This is a genomic window from Pseudomonas sp. CCI1.1 (assembly GCF_034348165.1).
GTDB lineage: Bacteria > Pseudomonadota > Gammaproteobacteria > Pseudomonadales > Pseudomonadaceae > Aquipseudomonas > Aquipseudomonas paracarnis.
The window spans coordinates 3141677-3163444 of sequence record NZ_CP133780.1 but is presented as its reverse complement, the minus strand read 5'-3'; the positions used below and the strand labels follow the sequence as shown (position 1 = coordinate 3163444).

General features: G+C 61.3%; 14 protein-coding genes. 1 reads left to right on the top strand and 13 read right to left on the bottom strand.

The window, feature by feature from the left end; genetic code table 11:
• Positions 1-377: 377 nt before the first annotated feature.
• Together RHM69_RS14190 and RHM69_RS14185 are read right to left on the bottom strand one after the other, a co-directional pair.
• On the bottom strand, positions 378-5333 hold the full coding sequence (locus tag RHM69_RS14190; protein ID WP_200599568.1) for a hemagglutinin repeat-containing protein: 4956 nt from the start codon (positions 5331-5333) through the stop codon (positions 378-380).
• Between the two features lie 106 nt (positions 5334-5439).
• Positions 5440-7110 (bottom strand): ShlB/FhaC/HecB family hemolysin secretion/activation protein, encoded by a 1671-nt coding sequence (locus tag RHM69_RS14185; RefSeq protein ID WP_230957536.1) that lies wholly within the window; start codon positions 7108-7110, stop codon positions 5440-5442.
• A 517-nt stretch (positions 7111-7627) separates the two neighbouring features.
• Here RHM69_RS14185 and nadA point away from each other — a divergent pair.
• Positions 7628-8686, top strand: coding sequence for a quinolinate synthase NadA (gene nadA / locus RHM69_RS14180; protein ID WP_003193840.1), 1059 nt, complete (start codon positions 7628-7630; stop codon positions 8684-8686).
• Positions 8687-8821: 135 nt separating this feature from the next.
• Here nadA and RHM69_RS14175 read toward each other — a convergent pair whose 3' ends face one another.
• The 11 genes from RHM69_RS14175 to arcA all read right to left on the bottom strand — a co-directional run bounded on the left by RHM69_RS14175 (position 8822) and on the right by arcA (position 21766).
• The gene (locus RHM69_RS14175; protein ID WP_014719703.1) at positions 8822-9310 is read right to left on the bottom strand and encodes an RDD family protein; all 489 of its coding nucleotides are present in this window, start codon (positions 9308-9310) and stop codon (positions 8822-8824) included.
• A gap of 94 nt (positions 9311-9404) precedes the next feature.
• Complete coding sequence (locus tag RHM69_RS14170; protein ID WP_014719702.1) at positions 9405-9626, bottom strand: cold-shock protein; 222 nt, start codon at positions 9624-9626, stop codon at positions 9405-9407.
• Between the two features lie 392 nt (positions 9627-10018).
• Positions 10019-11143: a glycine cleavage system aminomethyltransferase GcvT gene (gene gcvT, locus RHM69_RS14165; protein WP_038451322.1), complete on the bottom strand. Its 1125-nt coding sequence runs from the start codon at positions 11141-11143 to the stop codon at positions 10019-10021.
• A gap of 39 nt (positions 11144-11182) precedes the next feature.
• Complete coding sequence (locus RHM69_RS14160) at positions 11183-12559, bottom strand: L-serine ammonia-lyase (RefSeq protein WP_020303147.1); 1377 nt, start codon at positions 12557-12559, stop codon at positions 11183-11185.
• Positions 12560-12719: 160 nt separating this feature from the next.
• Complete coding sequence (gene gcvP / locus RHM69_RS14155; protein WP_200599570.1) at positions 12720-15557, bottom strand: aminomethyl-transferring glycine dehydrogenase; 2838 nt, start codon at positions 15555-15557, stop codon at positions 12720-12722.
• Between the two features lie 10 nt (positions 15558-15567).
• Positions 15568-15951, bottom strand: a complete 384-nt coding sequence (gene gcvH / locus RHM69_RS14150; RefSeq protein WP_014719698.1) for a glycine cleavage system protein GcvH — start codon at positions 15949-15951, stop codon at positions 15568-15570.
• A 405-nt stretch (positions 15952-16356) separates the two neighbouring features.
• A complete protein-coding gene (locus tag RHM69_RS14145) occupies positions 16357-17865 on the bottom strand; it encodes a sigma-54-dependent transcriptional regulator (protein WP_003193823.1) in 1509 nt (502 codons plus the stop codon).
• A 174-nt stretch (positions 17866-18039) separates the two neighbouring features.
• Complete coding sequence (locus RHM69_RS14140; RefSeq protein WP_014719697.1) at positions 18040-18402, bottom strand: DUF5064 family protein; 363 nt, start codon at positions 18400-18402, stop codon at positions 18040-18042.
• An 18-nt stretch (positions 18403-18420) separates the two neighbouring features.
• A complete protein-coding gene (gene arcC / locus RHM69_RS14135; protein WP_019819394.1) occupies positions 18421-19350 on the bottom strand; it encodes a carbamate kinase in 930 nt (309 codons plus the stop codon).
• A 136-nt stretch (positions 19351-19486) separates the two neighbouring features.
• The gene (locus tag RHM69_RS14130) at positions 19487-20497 is read right to left on the bottom strand and encodes an ornithine carbamoyltransferase (RefSeq protein ID WP_014719695.1); all 1011 of its coding nucleotides are present in this window, start codon (positions 20495-20497) and stop codon (positions 19487-19489) included.
• A gap of 12 nt (positions 20498-20509) precedes the next feature.
• On the bottom strand, positions 20510-21766 hold the full coding sequence (arcA, locus tag RHM69_RS14125) for an arginine deiminase (RefSeq protein ID WP_014719694.1): 1257 nt from the start codon (positions 21764-21766) through the stop codon (positions 20510-20512).
• Positions 21767-21768: the final 2 nt, after the last annotated feature.

The window sequence follows — 21768 nt, the reverse complement described above, 5'->3', positions numbered from 1 at the left end:
CACTGTTTAACCTCTGTTTATGGTTATAGACGCTAAAGGGAAGCGCTGAATTTTCTGGTGCGTCCATCTGTCGAGCTTATTTTCTCTTGTTTGAAAATATCCGCATGAGGTTAGTTTTTTGTTGGGTGGTTGAGGTCTGTGAAAGGTTCCACTTTCTGGGTGTGCTTTGTTTGTAAGAACGCGATCATAAGGACCAACCTACAGCGACCCGAGAAAAAGCGTACAACTGAGCGCGCCGGCTGGCACGCTGAGAATGTGCCTGTGGAGCGAGCTTGCTCGCGAAAAACCTGAGGGCGCCGTGTACTCCAAGCATGCCAGCGTCATCGTTAACGTTCTTCGCGAGCAAGCTCGCTCCTACAGTGGGGTGGCTTTACCCTTTAGTTGATGGCCTGATCAATCCCCGCCTGCAAGGCCTGGCTCTCACTGTGCCCACCCGCTCGCAGCGGGCCCAGATTTAAGGCTTGGTCCTTGCGCGTGGCGTCGTCGTGTTTCTGGGTCAGTTCGTCCTTGGCGCCCAGGGCCAGGTTGACCGGTGACTTCGAAACGTTCAGCCCGACATCGGCACGGTAGTCGCTGCCGGCCAGTGTGGTTGCGGTCACCTTGGAGCCACCCAGCTCAACCTTGCCATTGGGCGCACTGATCCGCGCGCCCGTGAGCTGCGTATCACCCTTCACCTGCAGGTTGACGCCCTGGCTTGCGCGAATGCCTGACGCCTGGGCGACGCTGTCCTTGACCACATGGCTGACGTCCAGATACAGGGTCGGGGTGTAGTTGGTGTTGCCGCTCTTGTCGCCGAACAACACGCTTTCGGCGGTGTTGGCCACCTTGCTGCCGGTGGTGTCTTTGCCACTGACGGTGTAGCTGTCGCTGGTTTTTGGCCAGACCTTATCCTTGAAGCCAGACAGGCGTGTGCCCAGGGCGTCGGTCTTGTCTGCCAGGTAAGCCTTGGCCTTGTCCACGCGAGTACCGAAGGCGCCACGGGGTTGCGGGTTCACGTCGTAGCTGCCACTGCGGGTAAGTTTTTCGCCCAGGCGTTCCTTGGCATTGACCACGCTGTTGACCACGCTGTCCTTGGCCGAAGCCAGGTGCCCGGTGCCTTTGTCGACGACGTTCTCCAGCTTGTCGCGATGCTTGTCGAACGCACCTTCAGCCTTGGCTTGTACCTTGTCCTTCAGGGGGCCGCTGGTTTTGGCCAGCTTATCCACCACCCCCGGCTGGTTCTTCTCGACATCCAGCCTGGCGTCAACATTCACCTGGGTGCTGTTGACGTGGTCCTTGCGGCTTTCGACGACGAGGTCGCCGCCCACCGTGCCGTGCACGTCGTTGGCGTCGATACGCGCTCCGGCCAGATGGGTATCGCCGCCACTGTTTAGGGTGACGTCACCCGCCGTGATCACGCTGTTGTGCTGCGTGGTGCCTTGCAAGTGATCCACATCGACCTTGGCCCGCGCATTGATGCCGCGCTGGGTCTTGGGTGTCTCATGTTCACCGGCGTCGGCCAAGGTGGTTTTGCCGATGCTGGCGCCTGCGCCCAGGGTCACGCCCCAGCTGTTATGGGCCTGGGTCGATTGTGAGGACTCTTGCAGGATGCCGCCGTTTTGCGCATCCAGGCTAACGCTGGCTGCGCTGACCTGAGTGCCCTGCAAGTGGATGGCATCGGTTGCCTCAGCGCCACTGGCGAGGCTGACCTTGCCGCTGCTGTGCAATTGCCCGACGACCGCGCTCTTGTTGTTCTCCGCCACTTTACCAATATTGAAATTGGCGCTGAGGCTGCCGGTCTTGCTGCTGCTTTCGGCGCTGCTGGTCTTGCCGGCACCGAGGGTCAGACCGCCGCCCAGGTTGCTGCCGTTGCTGACGTGGCTGTCGGTGGCGGCTTGCAGGTCCAGCTTGCCGCCGGCATTGAGGCTGATATCGCCAGCCTTTGCGCCCGTGCTGCCGATCTGCGTGCCTTGCAGGGTCATGTCTGCGCCGCTGCTGAACTGAACGGGGCCGCTGCCTTGAATGGTCGCGACCTGTGCCTGGCTGTTCTGGGTGTCCAGGCGCTTGTTATCCAACTGCACGCCGGCACCGAGGTTGATGTTGCTGCCATTCGCACCGGGCGCGGTGCCCACCGTCAGTGAGCCGTTGCCGCGCAGCGTGCTGCTGTTTTTGCTCTGGGTGTTGGTGGCCTGGTTGAGCGCCAGCTCACCGCCGGTCTTGAGGTTGACCCCTGCCTGGCCGCCGTCGAACTGGCTGCCTTCATAACGGGCATCGCCCTTGGCTTCGATGCTCACGCCTTGGCTGGCCACATAGCTGCCGACCACCGCCGTGCTGCTGGACTCGCGCACATCGCTGCTGCCGCCCAGGCCACTGCCGCGCACATTCAGGTCTTCACCGGTGGTGGTATAGACCCGCACGCCAGCCTTGGCGTCCACGCTTTGCTCGCTGCTGCTGTGGGTGTTGGCCGCTGCCGTGGCCAGGTGCTCGCCGGCCTTGATGTTCAGCCCGCCCTCGGTGGCGCGGTACTGGGTGCCCTCGTCCTGCAACGTGCCGGCTGCATTGACCTGCACCGCGGCGCCACTGAACTGGCTGACCACGGCGGTGCTGTCTTGCGTTGTGCCGGTTTTGTTCGTGTGCCCGACTTCCACATCCAGGCCGACATTGGGTTGCTCGAACGCGTCCAGCAAACCGGGCTGATGGAACTTGGCCTGGGCCACGCCCTCGACGGCTTTTTCGATCGGGCGGGTAATGCCTTTGTATTCCACATTGGCGCCAACATCGGCGGTCCAGCCGTTTTCCTTGTGGGTGCTGGTCTCGGTGGAATGGGCAGCCTGGTTGTCGATCTGACCCGCGTTGACCTGCAGTTCGGCGCCGGCCTTGGCCTGTGCACCCTCGCTGGTGAAGGTGTTGCCAGCGTTGATGGTCAGCTTGCCGGTCGCGGCCACGGTGCTGGTTTGCGCGGTGGTTTTTTCAGTGGTGTCTTGGCTGCTTTGGTGGCTGAACTGAGCGCCACTGCCTGCCCGATCAACGCCGCCGGTGTAGTAGAAACTGCCGCCGGTGGTGGTGGTGTCGACGGCTTCGGTGCGCTTGTCGTGGGCGGCCAACAGCTCGACGTTGTTGCCGCTCAGGGTGGCATCGCCTGCGGTTGCCTTGAGGTCCGAACCCTGGATGCTCACATCGCCACCGGCCTTTACTACGACACTGCCGCCCTTGAGGCTGGAACCCTGCTGCTGGGTGGTGTCGGTCTTGCGGGTTTGCTGCTGGTCTTCATAGCTCAACCCCGCACGGTACTGGCGGCTGACGCCCTCGGTTTCCTTGGCGTAGCCATCGAAGCCGCGGCTATGGGTGCGAGTGGTGTCGTGGGTGGTGTTCTCGGCGGCAACGACCTTGATATCGCCCTTGGCATCCGCTTGCAGTTCACCCGCGGCGGCTACCTGGGAGCCACTGACGGTGATGTCCTTGGCACTTTGCAGCTTGAGGTTGCTGTCCGAGCGCAGGTCGCTGGCAACCACGGTGCTGTCCTTGAGGTTCTTGCGGCTTTCATCCTTGGAGAGGCCGAAGAATTTGCTGTCATTGTTGTAGCGGTTGTCGTGGGAGCTGTCCTGCACGCCGTCGATCACCAGCGAACCTTTGTCGCTGATGACATTGGCCTGCTTGCCGCCACGGGCCTGGCTACCGCTGATGCGCACGTCGTCGGCCTTGACGATCAGCTTGCCGTCGGCGTTGACCTTGCTGCCGGTGTTCGACGTCTTGCCCTGGTCACCGTCGCCTTGCTTGCCGAAGAAGCTGCCACCGGTGAGGTCGCCGGAGTAGGCGTTGTCGCGGCTGCTCTGGGTACGGCTGGCGCTGGTGATTTCCACGTGCCGGGCGGCCAGTTGAATATCGCCGGGGGTTTTCAGCTCGGCGCCTTGCACTTGCAGCTTCTGTTGGCTGGTCAGCTCCAGTGTCTTTCCGGCCTTGAGGCTGCTGGTGATACTGCGTTGTTCGCTGCTGGATTTATCCCAGTTGGCTTTCCACAGGTGTTTGCGATGGTTGCCCTGGTCGCGGCTTTCATGGGTTTCGGTGGCGGCGTTAACGTGCAGGTCGGCACCGCTGTCGACGCGCAGAGTGTTGCCCGCTTCCACATGGCTGGCTTTGATCTCGGTGTTGGCGCCGGAAGACAGCGCCGCGTCCTGTTGCGCCACGACCTTGTTGCCGTGCTGGCGCGAGTCTTTGTCGGTGGTGGTGCGGTCGTAGGTTTCGTAGGTGAACAAGAAGTTGCTGTTGTTCCACTGCTCACGCTTTTCCTGGAGCTTGCGGCTTTCCAGGCTGCTGAGGGTCAGGTTGCGGCTGGCGTCGAGTTTGACGTTGCGCCCGCTGACGTCGGTGGCGGCCAGGTTCAAGTCCTTGGCACTGTGCAAATCGACATCGCCCTGACGGCTGTGCACGCCAGCGCGGGTGGCGTCGAGGCTGTCGGCATGCACTTGGCCGCTGATGTCGAGGTCGCCGGCCGAACTGATCTTCACCCCGTCAGTGCCTTGCACCTGCACACCGCCCACACGCACACCGGCGCCCTCGGCGGTGCTGATGATGTTGATGCGCCCGGCCTGCATGGCGCCGAACAGGCGTGCGTCGATGCGTTGGTCCTGGGTCTTGCTGGCCGGGTCGACCTGGCGCACTTGCCCGCTAGCGAAATCGACCTGATTACGGCCCACCGTGAGGTTCAATTGATCGCGGGCGCTGAGGCGACCTTCGCTGTCGATGCGCGGCGCGATCAGGTTGATAGAGCCCTCGCGATTGTGCAGGCCCTGGCCTTGCACTGTCAGTTGGCCGTTGGCATCGCGGGTGCTCAAGGCTTGCAGCTTGCCGTCGTTGAGTTCAGGGCGGCCGACCACCAGGTTGGCATTGGGCGTGTTGATGAAACTGCCGCCATTCACCGAAATGCCGTTAGGGTTGGCCAGCACGTAATCGGCTGCCTGGCCAAAAATCTCCTGGGCGCCATTGAGGGTCGAGGCGTTGCGGCTGATCACTTCATTGAGGATCACGCTCGCCGCCTGGCCCTGGAACTGCGGGTTGGCTGCCAACTGCCCGGCGAGTTGGGACTGGCCAGCCTGCAAGGCGTTGTTCAACACCAGGCCCTGGCGGTCGACGTTGTAGTCCAAAAACTGGTTATGGGACAGGCCACCGGCGTTCGGCGCGACGATGTTGACGATGGGTACACCGCCCTGGTTTTGCAGTTGCGGCGTGCCGCCAGGGCCTTCGACGACGGTCAAGCCTGCGGCGAGCGCGAGTTGCGGCAGCAGGAACAGGCTGGCGATGGCCCAGCGCAGTTTGCCCTGGGGTGAAAGGTGGAAGCTGTGTGGAGTAGTCGGCATAAATAATCTCGCTCTGTGTTGGCTGATCCACGACGCGCGTTGTTCGTTGCAACGCTGCTGGAGTGGCCAGGTACGGCGGTGACTCAGGCAAAAAACGGGTGTGAGCTCATATCTGCACGCTAAGGCGCGTCAGCCAGACCTCCGGCTCCTGGCGAAAACCTGTAGGGGTGTTGAGGTTGCGTTGGTAGTCGACGTCGAGCTGCACGTTCTTCCAGCTCAGGTTGAGCCCCGCGCTGGCGCCGCTCAGGCGTTGGCTCCGGGCACCGTGTTCGTGCTTGACCCAGCCGTTGTCCAGGCCCAGGCGCGGGGTGAGCTTCACCGGCAAGTCAGTGTTGAGCGGCAGGCGCAAAGTGTTGCGCCATACCGTGCCAATGGCACCGGAAGTACTGTTTTCGCGGTAGCCGCGCACGGCCGAGTCGTCGGTGATCAGCAGTTGTTCGATGGCGGGCAATGCATCCGGGCTGTACTGCACCGATAACTGGCTTTGCCACTGCCACGGCTGCGCTGCCCATTGGCCGTTGCGCCATTGGGTGAGGTTGGCGCGGTACTTTTGAAACTGCGCCTTGGGCTGGTTTTTCTGCACTTGGCTGGCATCGCGATCGGCGCCGAACCAGGTCAGGCCCTGGGCGTAGTTGACGTCCAGGTTCCACACCGCACTGTTGAGCCAGAACAGGTTCAGGCCCGCTTCGGCCACGGTCAGCGTCGGGCTCTGGATGTCCAGGTGTACCTTCTGTAGGTAACTATCGACGTCTTTGTAGGCCAGTTGCAGGTTGGCGCTCAGTTGGTGGCCCTGGTCGCGCCACAGCACACGGTCGCTGCGCAAGCTGACTTGATCGGTGCGGCCACTGTTGTAGAACGTGGCGCGGCTGAGCTTGAACGGCGAGCGGTATTCGGCATGGCTGGCGAACAGGCTGTAGGTCCAGTAACCGTAGGGGATCGAGTAGAACAGGCTGTGGCTGCGGCTGTAGCGCGGCCCATGGTTGAGCGTGTCGCTGAAGCTCAGGTTGAGCGAGTCGTTGATTTGCAGCGGGCTGTCCAGGCTCAAGTTGATTGCATTGCGATCCCGCCCGGTGCCGGCGCTGCCGAGGTTATCCACCCCCAGGCCCAGGGCCCAGCGCGAGGCGCTGCTGCGCGTGCGCAGGATGATGCGCGAGGCGCCCGCTGTGCTGCCTGGGGCGATGTCGGCGGTGAGGTCGACCGAGCGCAGGCGATTGAGCTGGTCCAGGCCCTGTTCCAGGTCTCGCAGGTTCAGTGGTTTGCCGAGCATGCCGGGGAATGCCCCGCCCAATGACACCGGCAGGCTCTGGTCGGCCAGCTCGATGGTCTCCAGGTAGCCTTCTTCGACGTGAATATCCAGCGGCTGCCCGGCGGTGGGTGCACTGATCAGGTAGGGGCGGCTGGCGATATAACCGGCCTCGACATACAGCCGGGTGATCTCGGCCAGCAGGCGGTTGATCTGGGTGACGCCCATGCAAGGCGCCACGTAGGGCTCGATGTGTTTGTCCAACTCGGCACGGCTGAACAGCGTGACCCCGGCCAGGCGCGTACCGCTCAAGGGCCAGCAATGTTCATCCTTGGCGATGTCCGTGGGCAAGGCGGGTATGGCCGCTGGTGTACCGAAGCTGCCGCGTTGCATCTGGCGTTGGCGCTGCTCCAGGTGTAATTGCTGCAGGTCGCGTTGCTGTTGTTGCTGCAAGCGCAGGGCTTCCTGGCCTGGCTGCGGCACCTCGGCGCCAGCCACGGGCAGCGCCCACAGGCAGAGCAGGGCGATGCCCAGATTACGGATACAACACAAGTGTCCGGTTGAGAGCTGATTTGGCACTCGACATCCTTAACGTAGAAATACACACGATCCATACCGTCTGAGCCAGCGTTGAACTCAGCGGTAGTTGCCCTACTTGAGTGAGTGGTCGACGGTTTGTTACATCGCTGTAGGATTTATTACACAAGACGTAAGAAAAATCGCGTAATTCAGTGCTTAAATGCACAAAATTAGGGCGCGACAGGGTGTGGGGGCCTGATATTCCTGATTTTTCAGGCGTGTGGGAGGGAAAGGGTCGGTTTTGATTGTTGTGCAGGCATCGCCTAATCGGCGTGTCGCGGCCAGGGATCGGGCACTTGGCCGGGTCACTAGATTAGGCTTTTGAATCCATTGGATATTCTGTAGCCTTGCGCAGCTTTAAGCTTTACCCGTGCTTGATGAACAAAAACACTTCGTCCGGCGGCGCCCGAAGGGCTCCGGAGCCGGTGGTACACTCGACTTTCGCGCTACTGCGCCTGCAGGTCTTGCGAACATGACGCACATTTCCGAACGCCTACTGGTTCAAGCCCACCTCGACGCCAAGCAGCCCAAGGTGCTCAGCGCTGCTGAAGAGGCGAGCCTGCGAACCGCCATTGCCGCCGAGCTCAAGGCTCAGGACGCGGTGTTGGTTGCCCACTTTTATTGCGACCCGGTGATTCAGGCCCTGGCCGAAGAAACCGGTGGCTGTGTTTCCGACTCCCTGGAGATGGCGCGCTTCGGTGCCGCCCACCCTGCCAAGACCGTACTGGTGGCTGGCGTGCGTTTCATGGGGGAGACCGCCAAGATCCTCACGCCTGAAAAACGCATCCTGATGCCGACCCTGGAAGCCACCTGCTCCCTGGACCTGGGTTGCCCGGTGGATGAGTTTTCCGCGTTCTGCGATCAACACCCCGAGCGCACCGTGGTGGTGTACGCCAACACCTCGGCGGCGGTCAAAGCCCGGGCGGATTGGGTGGTGACCTCCAGCTGCGCGCTGGAAATCGTCGAAAGCCTGATGGACAACGGCGAGACCATTATCTGGGGCCCGGACAAACACCTGGGCACCTACATCCAGCGCCAGACCGGTGCCGACATGCTGCTGTGGGACGGTGCCTGCATCGTCCACGAAGAGTTCAAGTCCAAGCAGCTCGAAGACATGAAGGCGCTCTACCCGGATGCAGCGATCCTGGTGCACCCGGAGTCACCGACTTCGGTGATCGAACTGGCGGACGCGGTGGGTTCCACCAGCCAGCTGATCGCCGCAGCGCAACGCTTGCCGAACAAAACCTTTATCGTCGCCACCGACCGCGGCATCTTCTACAAGATGCAGCAGCTGTGCCCGGACAAAGTCTTCGTCGAAGCGCCTACCGCCGGTAACGGTGCAGCCTGCCGCAGTTGCGCGCACTGCCCGTGGATGGCGATGAATACGCTGGAGCGCACGTTGCAATGCTTGCGTGAGGGCAGTAATGAGATCTTCGTGGAACCGGCGGTGATTCCGCAGGCGGTACGGCCGCTCAAGCGCATGCTCGACTTTACCCAGGCAGCACGGTTGAAACTGGCCGGCAACGCCTGATCCTCAGGCTGAGACAAATCAAAATGTGGGAGCTGGCTTGCCTGCGATAGCGGTGTAACAGTCACAGGTGTTTTGACTGCAAGACCGCTATCGCAGGCAAGCCAGCTCCCACAGTTGATCTGTGATGCGCTTGAGTTACTTCTTTGGCTTCGGGATCCGCACCAACTGCGTATCCGAATAGATGTCATGCCAGCTGCGTTTGTGTTTATCGAACAACGACCAGATAAACCCCAACCCCACGCACAGCCATGACGCAATCGACACCACAAAACGCAACAGTGCCTGCCACAGGCTGATCCGCGACCCGTCAGCGTTCTGCACGCGCACGCCCCACACCTGCATGCCCAGGGTTTGCCCCGAATGGGTCCAGAACTTGGCGAAGAACCCGAACAGCACGAACAGCAGCAGAGTCGACAGCAACGGGTCACCGTCCAGCGCGCCGGACTCGGTGAGCGTGCGCATCTTCGCTTCGCCCACGAAGGCGATCCACACCAGCTTGTAGATAAACGCGGTGACGATCAGCAGGGCAGTGCACAGCAGGAAATCGTAGAACATCGCTGCCAGGCGACGGCCCAGGCCAACGGCGGGGAATTCGCCCTGGGGGCTCAACAGGGGTTTGGACATGGCAGGGCTCTCTGGAGAAAGCACGCAGTTTACGCAATGGCGCCCATAAAAAAGCCCCTGATGTCATATCAGGGGCTTTTTGTCGCAGCAAGGATCAGCCTTCTGCTTGTACTTCGTCAGCCTGCAGGCCTTTTTGGCCTTGTACTGAAACGAAGGTGACCTTCTGGCCTTCCTTCAGGCTCTTGAAACCGTTGCCCTGAATAGCGCGGAAATGCACGAACAGATCCGGGCCGCTTTCAGGAGTGATAAAACCAAACCCTTTCTCGTCGTTGAACCACTTGACGGTACCGCTCTGACGTCCACCTTTATCCGACATTTTCTTCTTTCCTTTGACGCTAAAAATTAATGACAGCCCCTTTCACACGAAAGAGTACTGGGCTGGGTTGCAGGAAAGTAAGAGACGTCGAACGGGTTGTAGCAAACTACTTGAGCTACTGCCCAGGTCCAGGTTCCAAGCGACCCATGCAAACACAGTGGGCAAACTCTACGCCAACTAATATGAAAAAAACAAGCCCTTGTGCAGGCCCTTGTTTTATTGGGTCTCATGACACTTTGTTGAATGTTCTGATACCGGCTTATTCGATAGAGTTATTCACTTGTTATAGGGCGTCAGCTATAAAAAGCCTATCGTGAATGCACTGTTTTATGGCGGTTGCGTTACAGTTCAGTGCACATTAACGCAACCGCGTTACTTATAGAAACAGTCAATCAGCCACGGTAGTAACGTTGCGGAACGAATGGCATTTTACTTACACGCAGTGGCACCTTTTTCCCACGTACCATTGCGCTAACTTCGGTATCCAATGCGACAAATGCGCTGTCCAGGTAACCCATCGCCAGCGGGCCGCCCAAGGTTGGGCCAAAGCCTCCGCTGCACACGCTGCCGATTACCGTACCCTGTGCATCGACAATTTCAGCGCCTTCACGCACCGGGGTACGCTCCTGCGGCAGCAGGCCTACGCGTTTGCGCGCCACCCCGGTTTGCTGTTGGGTGAAGATGCGGTCGGCGCCAGGGAAGCCGCCGGCCCGTGCGCCATCGGCACGCCGAGCCTTGGAAATCGCCCACAACAGGCTGGCTTCGATTGGCGTGGTGTCGGTGTTCATGTCGTGGCCGTACAGGCACAGGCCGGCTTCCAGGCGTAGCGAATCGCGGGCGCCCAGGCCGATGGCCTGCACTTCGGTTTCGGCCAGCAGGCTGCGGGCCAGGCTCTCGGCATTGGCCGCCGGCACGGAGATTTCAAAGCCGTCTTCACCGGTGTAGCCGGAGCGGCTGACATAGCACTCCACGCCCAGCAAACGCAGGGTGGCAAATTGCATGAAGGTCATCTGGGTGACTTCAGGGGCCAGGCGCGCCAATACTTTCACTGCCGCCGGGCCTTGCAGGGCGAGCAGGGCCCGTTCTTCGAACAGCGGTTCGATGGTGCATTGGTCGCCGATATGTGTACGCAGGTGCGCCAGGTCCTGGTCCTTGCAGGCGGCGTTGACCACCAGGAACAATTCGTCGTTGCCCAGGTTGGCGACCATCAGGTCGTCGAGGATGCCGCCTTGCTCGTTGGTGAACATCGCATAGCGCTGCATACCCACTGGCAGGTCGATGATATCGACGGGCACCAGGGTCTCCAGGGCCTTGGCGGCATTCGCGCCGGTGAGGCGGATCTGGCCCATGTGGGAAACATCGAACAACCCGGCCTGTTCACGGGTATGCAGGTGTTCCTTCATCACGCCCAATGGATACTGCACCGGCATGTCGTAGCCGGCGAAGGGCACCATGCGCGCGCCGAGTTCGAGGTGCAAGGCGTGCAGAGGAGTTTTCAACAGGGTTTCGGTGGACATATTCAGCTCCTGAAAAACGTGCCGACGCGCTTGTGGGCGTCAGCACTCGATAATGTTGACCGCCAAACCGCCACGGGCGGTTTCCTTGTATTTGCTTTTCATGTCTGCGCCGGTCTGGCGCATGGTGCGGATGACCTTGTCGAGGGACACAAAGTGCTGGCCGTCGCCACGCAGGGCCATGCGCACCGCATTGATCGCCTTCACCGAGCCCATGGCATTGCGCTCGATGCACGGCACCTGCACCAGCCCGCCAATGGGGTCGCAGGTCAGGCCTAGGTTGTGTTCCATGCCGATCTCGGCGGCGTTTTCCACTTGGGACACGCTGCCGCCCAGCACTTCACAGAGTGCGCCTGCGGCCATGGAACAGGCCACGCCGACTTCGCCCTGGCAACCGACTTCGGCGCCTGAGATCGAAGCATTTTCCTTGTACAAAATGCCGATGGCGGCCGCGGTGAGCAAAAAGCGCACCACACCGTCTTCGTTCGCGCCGGGGATGAAGCGCATGTAGTAGTGCAGCACGGCCGGAATGATCCCAGCCGCGCCATTGGTGGGCGCAGTGACCACGCGCCCGCCATTGGCGTTTTCTTCGTTGACTGCCAGCGCATACAGGTTGACCCAATCGAGCACCGACAGCGGGTCGCGCAGCGCCGACTCCGGGTTCTTGCACAACTGCCGATGCAAGGCCGCCGCCCGGCGCTTGACCTTCAAGCCTCCGGGCAAGATACCTTCGTTGCGACAGCCGGCATCGACGCAATCCTGCATGACCTGCCAGATCTTCAACAAACCGCTGCGGGTTTCGGCTTCCGGGCGCCAGGCACTTTCATTGGTCAGCATCACCTGGCTGATAGACAGGCCATAGGTGGCGCAATGGCCGAGCAAGTCCTTGGCGTGTTTGAACGGGAAGGTCAGGGGTGTAGCGTCTTCGACGATACGGTCGGCGCCCGCCGCGTCTTCATCCACCACGAAACCGCCACCGACCGAGTAGTACTCGCGGCTGCGGGTCTGGATGCCGGCGGCGTCAAAGGCACGAAAGATCATGCCGTTGGGGTGATAGGCAAGGGGCTTGCGAATCATCGCCAGGTGTTCTTTCTCGTTGAACGCAATGCTGTGTTCGCCGAGCAGGTTGAGGCGCCCGTCACTGCGCATCTGCGCCAGGCGTGCAGCCACGGTTTCGGTATTCACGGTGTCCGGATGTTCGCCTTCCAGGCCCAGCAACACAGCCTTGTCGCTGCCGTGGCCTTTGCCGGTGGCGCCCAGCGATCCATAAAGTTCCACCTTGATGCCGCAGGTGGCGTTGAGCAGGTTGTCACGCTTGAGCCCCTCGACAAATCGAGCGGCGGCACGCATCGGGCCTACGGTGTGGGAACTGGAGGGGCCAATGCCAATTTTGAACAGGTCGAACACGCTAAGGGACATGGTTGTTCTCCGGTTTCTTATTATTTTCTGGGCTGGACTCGATCAATGTGGGAGCCGGGCTTGCCCGCGATAGCGGTGGGTCAGACAACATCACTGTCGGCTGATACACCGCTATCGCAGGCAAGCCAGCTCCCACACTGGCCGCGTATCTCCCGTCAGATCAGGCGTAGCTCTCGATAGAAGGGCACGCACACACCAGGTTGCGATCGCCAAACACGTTGTCAACCCGGCCAACCGGCGGCCAGTACTTGCCTTCGATCAATGAAGCCACCGGGTACACCGCTTGTTCACGGCTGTATGGGTGGCTCCATTCGCCCACCAGTTCAGCGGCGGTGTGCGGCGCGTTTTTGAGTGGGTTGTCGTCTTTGTCCAATGTGCCGTTTTCCACCGCGCGAATTTCTTCGCGGATGGCGATCATGGCGTCGCAGAAGCGGTCCAGCTCTTCCTTGGATTCACTTTCGGTCGGCTCGATCATCAAGGTGCCGGCCACCGGGAACGACATGGTCGGTGCATGGAAACCAAAGTCGATCAGGCGCTTGGCCACGTCGTCCACGCTGATGCCGCTGCTGTCTTTCAACGGGCGCAGGTCCAGGATGCATTCGTGGGCCACCAGGCCATTGCTGCCGGTGTACAGCACGGGGTAGTGCTCTTCCAGGCGGCGGGAAATGTAGTTGGCATTCAGGATCGCCAACTGCGACGCGCGCTTGAGGCCGGCGCCGCCCATCATGCTGATGTACATCCAGGTGATCGGCAAAATGCTCGCGCTGCCGAACGGCGCGGCGCACACCGCGCCCTCTTTGCGCTCCATGGCCGCGTGGCCGGGCAGGAATGGCGTGAGGTGCGACTTGACGCCAATCGGGCCAACGCCCGGGCCGCCACCGCCGTGGGGAATGCAGAAGGTTTTGTGCAGGTTCAGGTGGGACACGTCGCCGCCGAACTTGCCCGGTGCGCACAGGCCGACCATCGCGTTCATGTTGGCGCCGTCGATGTACACCTGGCCGCCGTTGTCATGAATGATCCCGCAGATTTCGCGGATACCTTCCTCGAACACGCCGTGGGTGGACGGGTAGGTGATCATCAGCGCAGCGAGGTGCTCGCGGTGCTCGATGGCCTTGGCGCGCAGGTCTTCGATGTCGACGTTGCCGCGCGCGTCGCAAGCGGTGACCACCACGCGCATGCCGGCCATGTTGGCGGTGGCAGGGTTGGTGCCGTGGGCTGACGACGGGATCAGGCAGATGTCGCGACGTGCTTCGCCACGGCTCTGGTGATAGGCACGGATGGCCAAGAGGCCGGCGTACTCACCCTGGGAACCGGCGTTGGGTTGCAGGGAGATCGCGTCGTAACCGGTGGCCGCGCAGAGCATGGCTTCCAGTTCGCTGGTCAGTTGCTGGTAGCCGGCGCTTTGCGCGGCGGGGGCGAACGGGTGCAGGGCACCGAATTCGGCCCAGGTCACCGGGATCATTTCGCTGGCGGCGTTGAGCTTCATGGTGCACGAACCCAGCGGGATCATGGTGCGGTCCAGGGCCAGGTCTTTGTCGGCCAGCTTGCGCAGGTAGCGCATCAGCTCGGTTTCCGAGTGGTAACGGTTGAAGACCGGGTGGCTGAGGATCGGCGACTGGCGCAGCAACGCGCTCGGCAGGGTGCTGTCGGTGGCAGCAAAGGCCGGCAGGGTTTTGCCGTCCGCTAAGAGGGCCCACAAGGCCTCGATATCGGCCTGGGTGGTGGTTTCGTCGACCGACAGGCCAACGCGCTCGCCATCCACCACGCGCAGGTTGATGCGCTGGGCGCGGGCCTTGTCGTGCAGGGCGGCGGTGTGGGCGCCGGTATTGAGGGTCAGGGTGTCGAAGAAGTGTGCCTGCTCGACGTTCTGGCCCAGGGCCGTCAAGCCCTTGGCCAGGATCGCGGTCAGCTGGTGAATGCGCTGGGCGATCTGGGTCAGGCCTTTGGGGCCGTGGTACACGGCGTACATGCTGGCGATGTTGGCCAGCAGCACTTGGGCAGTGCAGATGTTGCTGGTGGCTTTCTCGCGGCGGATATGTTGCTCGCGGGTCTGCATGGCCAGGCGCAGGGCCGGCTTGCCGAAGCGGTCGACGGAAACACCGACCAGACGGCCTGGCATGTCGCGCTTGAACGCATCCTTGGTGGAGAAGTACGCCGCGTGCGGGCCACCGAAGCCCAGTGGCACGCCAAAGCGCTGTGCGCTGCCAATGGCGACGTCGGCGCCGAATTCACCCGGCGGCGTCAGCAGGGTCAGGGCCATCAGGTCGGCGGCTACGGCGACCAGGGCGTTGGCGGCGTGGAAGCGCTCGGTCAGCTCGCGGTAATCGAATACATCGCCGTTACTGGCCGGGTATTGCAGCAGGGCACCGAAGAACGCGCTGACGTCGGTCAGTTCACGCTCATCGCCGACCACCACATCGATGCCCAAAGGTTCAGCACGGGTGCGCAATACGTCGAGGGTTTGCGGGTGGCTGTGCACCGACGCGAAGAACGCGTGGCTGCCTTTGTTCTTGCTCAGGCGCTTGCAGAAGGTCATGGCTTCAGCAGCGGCGGTGGCTTCGTCAAGCAGGGAGGCGTTGGCAATCGGCAGGCCGGTGAGGTCGCTGATCAGGGTCTGGAAATTCAGCAGGGCTTCCAGGCGGCCTTGGGAAATCTCGGGTTGATACGGCGTGTAGGCGGTGTACCAGGCCGGGTTTTCCAGCAGGTTGCGCAGGATCGGCGACGGCGTGTGGCAGTTGTAATAGCCCTGGCCGATGTAGGTCTTGAACAGTTGGTTCTGGCTGGCGATGGCCTTGATCTTGGCCAGGGCCTGGGCTTCGCTCAGGCCGTCTTCCAGGCCGAGCACGCTGGTGCCCTTGATGCTTTCCGGGATCACGCTGGCGCTCAGGGCTTCGAGGGAATCAAACCCCAGGCTGGCGAGCATTTGCTGCTCATCTTCCTGGCGCGGGCCGATGTGGCGGGCGATGAATTCGTTGGCGGTGGTCAGATTAACGGTCATGGCGCGCTCCTCAAGCTTCAGCGTTGGCTTTGATCAGACGGTCGTACGCATCCTGATCCAACAGCTTAGCCACTGCATCGGCATCGGCGGGTTTAAAGCGGAAGAACCAGCCTTCGCCCATCGGGTCTTCGTTGACCAGTTCCGGGCTGCCATCGAGCTTGTCGTTGACTTCGAGGACTTCACCGTCCAACGGCATGTACACACCACTGGCGGCCTTGACCGACTCCACGGTGGAGGCTTCGGCGCCCTTGGTATAAGCCTGCAACTCTGGCAGTTGCACGAAAACCACATCACCCAGCGCGTTCTGCGCAAAAGCGGTGATACCCACGGTGACGCTGCCATCGGCTTCGGCGCGCAGCCATTCGTGATCTTCAGTGAAACGCAACTCGCTCATGGAAACTCCTCAGGGCCAGAATCGTCTGGTGGACGGGATTGGAATAATGGGGAGTTGCTTAGCAATATTGCGGCCAAGGTTAATAAGTCTTTATAAATCAGTAAGTTAATAAAATTGGTTATGAGGTTATGTCGCGCGACTGTAGCGTTTTCGCTACAGCCGGGTGCGTGAAAAAAAGCCTATGTGGATCAAAGCCTTGCATGGCGCGCAAAAAGCAGGGTTGTAGCGATATCGTTACGCTGTAGCGCTTTCAGTACACCGAATGTCGTTCCCAGACCAAATCTGGATTGCCCCTTTGTGGGAGCTGGCTTGCCTGCGATGGCGGTCTACCCGTCACTAAGGAGCTGGATGACCCACCGCTATCGCAGGCAAGCCAGCTCCCACAGTTGAACCGCGTTTATTCCGTCAGGGCTTGTTGGGAATGCCGTATTTGCGCAGGCGATGGGCGATAGCCGTGTGGGAGGTTTGCAGCCGGCTGGCCAGTTGGCGGGTCGAGGGGTAGCGGCTGTAGAGGCTTTCCAGCAGGCTGCGCTCGAAATCTTCCACGGCCTGTTCCAGGCTGTCGACTTCACCATCGCTCTGGCGAGCCACGGAGGTGCCGGCGATGTCCAGGTCGCCGATGTCCACCAGGCTGCTTTCGCAGATGGCGGCAGCGCGGAAGATCACGTTTTGCAACTGCCGCACGTTGCCCGGCCAGTGGTTGCCCAGCAGGGCTGGATAGGTACCCGGCGCCAGGCGGCAGACCGGGCGCTGGATCTGCGCGCAGGCTTGCTGCATGAAGTAGCGCGCCAGCAGCAGGATGTCCTGGCCGCGTTCACGCAAAGGCGGCACGGCGACGTTGAGCACGTTGAGGCGGTAAAACAGATCTTCGCGAAAGGTGCCTTCGCTGACCATCTTTTCCAGGTCGCGGTGGGTGGCGCTGAGGATGCGCACATTGACCTTTACTTCGCGGTCGCCGCCTACGCGGCGAAAGCTGCCGTCGTTGAGAAAGCGCAGCAGTTTGGCTTGCAGGTACGGCGACATTTCACCGATCTCATCGAGAAACACCGTGCCTTGGTTGGCCAACTCCATCAGCCCCGGTTTACCACCGCGTTGCGCGCCGGTAAAGGCGCCCGGCGCATAGCCGAACAATTCACTTTCGGCGAGGTTTTCCGGCAACGCCGCGCAGTTCAGTGCCAGAAACGGCGCACTGTGACGCGCACTGATGGCGTGGCAGGCGCGGGCCACCAGCTCTTTGCCGGTGCCGGTTTCGCCCTGGATCAGCAGCGGTGCATCCAGCGCCGCCACCCGTTGCGCCCGAGCCTTGAGCGTGCGGATCGCCGGGGACTCGCCCAGCAGCGCATCAAACCCTTCGGCATGGTCATGATGCAGCGCCGACAGTTGTTCGCCGATGCGGTTGGGCTGGTAGAGGGTAAGCAGGGCGCCAGCGTCGGTGATCGGCGTGGCGCCCAGCAGCAGGGTCTGGCCGTTGACGCTGATCTCGCGCAACGGTAAGCGAAAGCCCTGGTCCAGCAAGGTTTCCAGCAAGGCCGGATCATCGAACAGCTCGGCGATGCTCTCACCGGCCGGTTCACGCCCGTACAAGGCGATCAGCGCCGGATTGGCCAGCAGGATCTTGCCTGCACTGTCCAGGGCCAGCACCGGGTCGGTCATGGCCGCCAGCAGGGCGTCGAGTTGCAAGTGGCGACGCTGGCCCGGAAGGATGTCGACGACCTTTACCGCCTGCACGCCGTGCACGCTGAACAACGCATCGCGCAGCTCTTCAAGCACCTCGGCGCTGAGGGTCGGCGCATCGATATAGACATTGGGCGGCACCATTTCCACCGCATCCAGATTGAGATTGCGCCCACCGAGCAAGGCCAGGACTTCCTGGGTGATGCCGACGCGGTCGATGAAGCTGACGTGGATACGCATGGGGCGGATCTTGATTCTGGAGTGCTGAGGGTGGCCAGTATGCCTTGGAGCCGGTGGAGATCAAAATGTGGGAGCTGGCTTGCCTGCGATGGCGGTGGGTCAGTTACCGAAAATATCGTCTGACACGTCGCTATCGCAGGCAAGCCAGCGCCCACATTCGATTGGGGGGGCAGGTTATTCCAGGTGTTCGGGTTTGACCGGGTCGCCGGATTTCATATCCAACTGGTGGCGCACATCCTCAAACATCAGATCGTAATGCTTGTGCTGTGAACCGACGCTGCTATGGGTCTTGGGAATGCCGTATTTTTCGACAATCTTGGTCACATTGCTGGCGAAGTTATAGGCCTGGTCCTTGGGCAGGAAAAAGGTTTCCTTCATGCCCTTGCCCTGGATGCTGCCATGCAGGGTGAACTGCATGCCTTTGCCTTCGCGGTCATCCGTGACGACTTCGTAGTCCAGGCACAGGTCGTAGCTGACATCGTCCTTGTTAAGCGCGTGTCGCTCGATATGCAGGTGGCCGGGTTCAAAGATAGCCATAGGCGTTTCTCCTCAACTTCACAGGTAGGTGATGCCAGGTTTGGCCGTGCTGATGCGCGTGCCGGCGCTGCCCTGGACGATGGCTTCGATGTCCGAGAGTGAACCGATCACCGCAGTTTTGCCAGTCTGGCGGGCGAACTCGCAGGCGGCCTGGACCTTGGGTCCCATGGAGCCGGCGGCGAAGCCGAGTTTTTCCATGTCGTCGGGGTGGGCCTGGCCGATGGCCTTCTGGGTGGGCTTGCCGAAGTCGATAAAGGCGGCGTTGACGTCGGTGGCGATCACCAGCAAATCGGCCTCCAGTTGCGTGGCCAGCAAGGAGGAACACAGGTCTTTGTCGATCACGGCTTCAATGCCGCGCAGCTTGCCGTCTTCGCCATACATCGTCGGGATGCCGCCGCCACCGGCGCAGATCACGATGGCTTTTTTCTCCAGCAGCCATTTGATCGGGCGAATTTCAAAGATGCGTTTGGGGCGCGGGCTGGCGACCACGCGGCGGTATTTGTCGCCATCGGGCGCGATGGCCCAACCTTTCTCGGCGGCGAGTTTCTCGGCTTCGGCTTTGGCATACACCGGGCCGATGGGCTTGGTAGGGTTCTGGAAGGCCGGGTCCTTGGCGTCCACTTCGACCTGGGTGAGCAGGGTGGCGAACGGCACTTCAAAGTCCAGCAGGTTGCCCAGTTCCTGTTCGATGATGTAGCCGATCATGCCCTCAGTCTCGGCACCCAGCACGTCCAGCGGGTAAGGCGAGACGCTGGTGTAGGCCGCCGCCTGCAATGACAGCAGGCCCACTTGCGGGCCATTGCCGTGGGCGATCACCAGTTCGTTGCCGGCGTGGATTTTGGCGATCTGTTCGGTGGCGATACGGATGTTGGCCCGTTGATTGTCTGCGGTCATGGGTTCACCACGACGCAGGAGGGCGTTGCCGCCCAGGGCTACGACGATGCGCATACAGAATGTCCTTCTAGAATGATCGTTCCCACGCTCTGCGTGGGAATGCCTCACCGGACGCTCTGCGTCCGCTCTTGTGGCGCAGAGCGCCACTGGCTGCATTCCCACGCGGAGCGTGGGAACGATCAGAGTGGGGTTAGATATCCGCCAACGCCGACACCAGAATCGCCTTGATGGTATGCATGCGGTTTTCCGCCTGCTCGAAGGCGATATTGGCCGGCGACTCGAACACCTCTTCGGTCACTTCCACGCCATTGGCCAGGTGCGGATAGCGCGCCGCGATGTCCTTGCCGACCTTGGTTTCACTGTTGTGGAACGCCGGCAGGCAATGCATGAATTTCACCCGAGGGTTGCCCGAGGCTTTCATCATCTTGGCGTTGACCTGGTACGGCAGCAGTTGCTCGATGCGCTCGTCCCACGCTTCCACCGGTTCGCCCATGGACACCCAGATATCGGTGTGGATGAAATCCACACCTTTCACGGCTTCTTTCGGGTCTTCGGTGATGGTGATGCGTGCGCCGCTTTCCTCGGCAAAGGCCTGGCATTGCTTGATGAAATCTTCATGGGGCCACAGCGCTTTGGGCGCGCCGATGCGCACGTCCATGCCCAGCTTGGCGCCGATCATCAGCAGCGAGTTGCCCATGTTGTAGCGGGCGTCCCCGAGGTAAGCGTAGCTGATGTCATGCAGCGGCTTGTCGCTGTGTTCACGCATGGTCAGGGTGTCGGCGATCATCTGGGTCGGGTGGAATTCGGCGGTGAGGCCGTTGAACACCGGCACACCGGCGAACTTGGCCAGCTCTTCGACGATTTCCTGTTCAAAGCCACGGTACTCAATGGCATCGAACATCCGGCCCAGTACGCGGGCGGTGTCTTTCATGCTTTCTTTGTGGCCGATCTGCGACGACACCGGGTCGATGTAGGTGACGTGGGCGCCCTGGTCATGGGCCGCGACTTCGAAGGCACAGCGAGTGCGGGTGGAGGTTTTTTCGAAGATCAGTGCGATGTTCTTGCCCTGCAGGTGCGGACGCTCGGTGCCGGTGTATTTGGCGCGTTTGAGGTCGCGGGACAGGTCCAGCAGATAATGCAGCTCGCGAGTGGTGTGGTGCATCAGCGACAGCAGGCTGCGGTTGCGCATATTGAAAGCCATGATGAAATCTCCTTAATAGTCGATAGGGTCGCGGATGATCGGGCAGGTCATGCAGTGGCCGCCGCCACGGCCTCGGCCGAGTTCACCGGCGCTGATGGTGATCACTTCCACACCGGCCTTGCGCAGCAGGGTGTTGGTGTAGGTGTTGCGGTCGTAGCCAATCACCACGCCCGGTTCCACGGCCACCACGTTGTTGCCGTCATCCCATTGCTCGCGTTCGGCGGCGAAGCTGTTGCCGCCGGTCTCGACCACGCGCAGGGCCTTGAGGTTGAGCGCTGCGGCCACGGTTTCGAGGAAGTTGGTTTTCTCGCGCTGAATGTCGATGCCGTGGGGCTTGCTCTCGTCAGGGCGCAGGGTGAAAGGCACGATCTGGTTGACCACTTCGGGGAAGACGGTGACCAGGTCGCGGTCGCAGAAGCTGAACACGGTGTCCAGGTGCATCGCGGCGCGGGATTTAGGCAGGCCGGCCACGATGACGCGCTCCACGGCTTTGTTCTGGAACAGGTTGCGCGCCAGTTGGCCAATGGCCTGGTGGGACGAACGCTCACCCATGCCGATCAACACCACGCCGTTGCCAATCGGCATCACGTCGCCGCCTTCCAGCGTCGCGGCGCCATGTTCCTGGTCGGGGTCGCCGTACCAGATCTGGAAGTCCGCGTTGGTGAACTCAGGGTGGAATTTATAGATGGCGCTGGTCAGCAGGGTTTCCTGGCGGCGCGCCGGCCAGTACATCGGGTTGAGCGTCACGCCGCCGTAGATCCAGCAGGTGGTGTCGCGGGTGAACTGGGTGTTGGGCAGTGGCGGCAAGATGAAACTGGCATGGCCGAGAAAATCGCGGAACATCTCGATGGTCTTGCCACCGAAGCTGCTCGGCAGGTCGTCGGCCGATACGCCGCCAATCAGGTACTCGCTGATTTTGCGCGGCTCCAGGCTGCGCAGCCACGAACCGACTTCATCGACCAGGCCCAGGCCTACGGTGTTGGCGGTGATCTTGCGTTCCAGGATCCAGTCCAGCGCTTCGGGGTTGGCGACGATGTCGGTGAGCAGGTTGTGCATTTCCAGCACATCAATGTCCCGCTCGCGCATCTTGGTCACGAAGTCGAAGTGGTCGCGCTTGGCCTGGGCCACCCACAGCACGTCATCGAACAGCAGCTCGTCGCAGTTGTTTGGGGTCAGCCGCTGGTGGGCCAAACCTGGGGAGCACACCATGACTTTGCGCAGTTTGCCGGCTTCGGAATGTACGCCGTACTTCACTTTTTCCGTGGTCATTA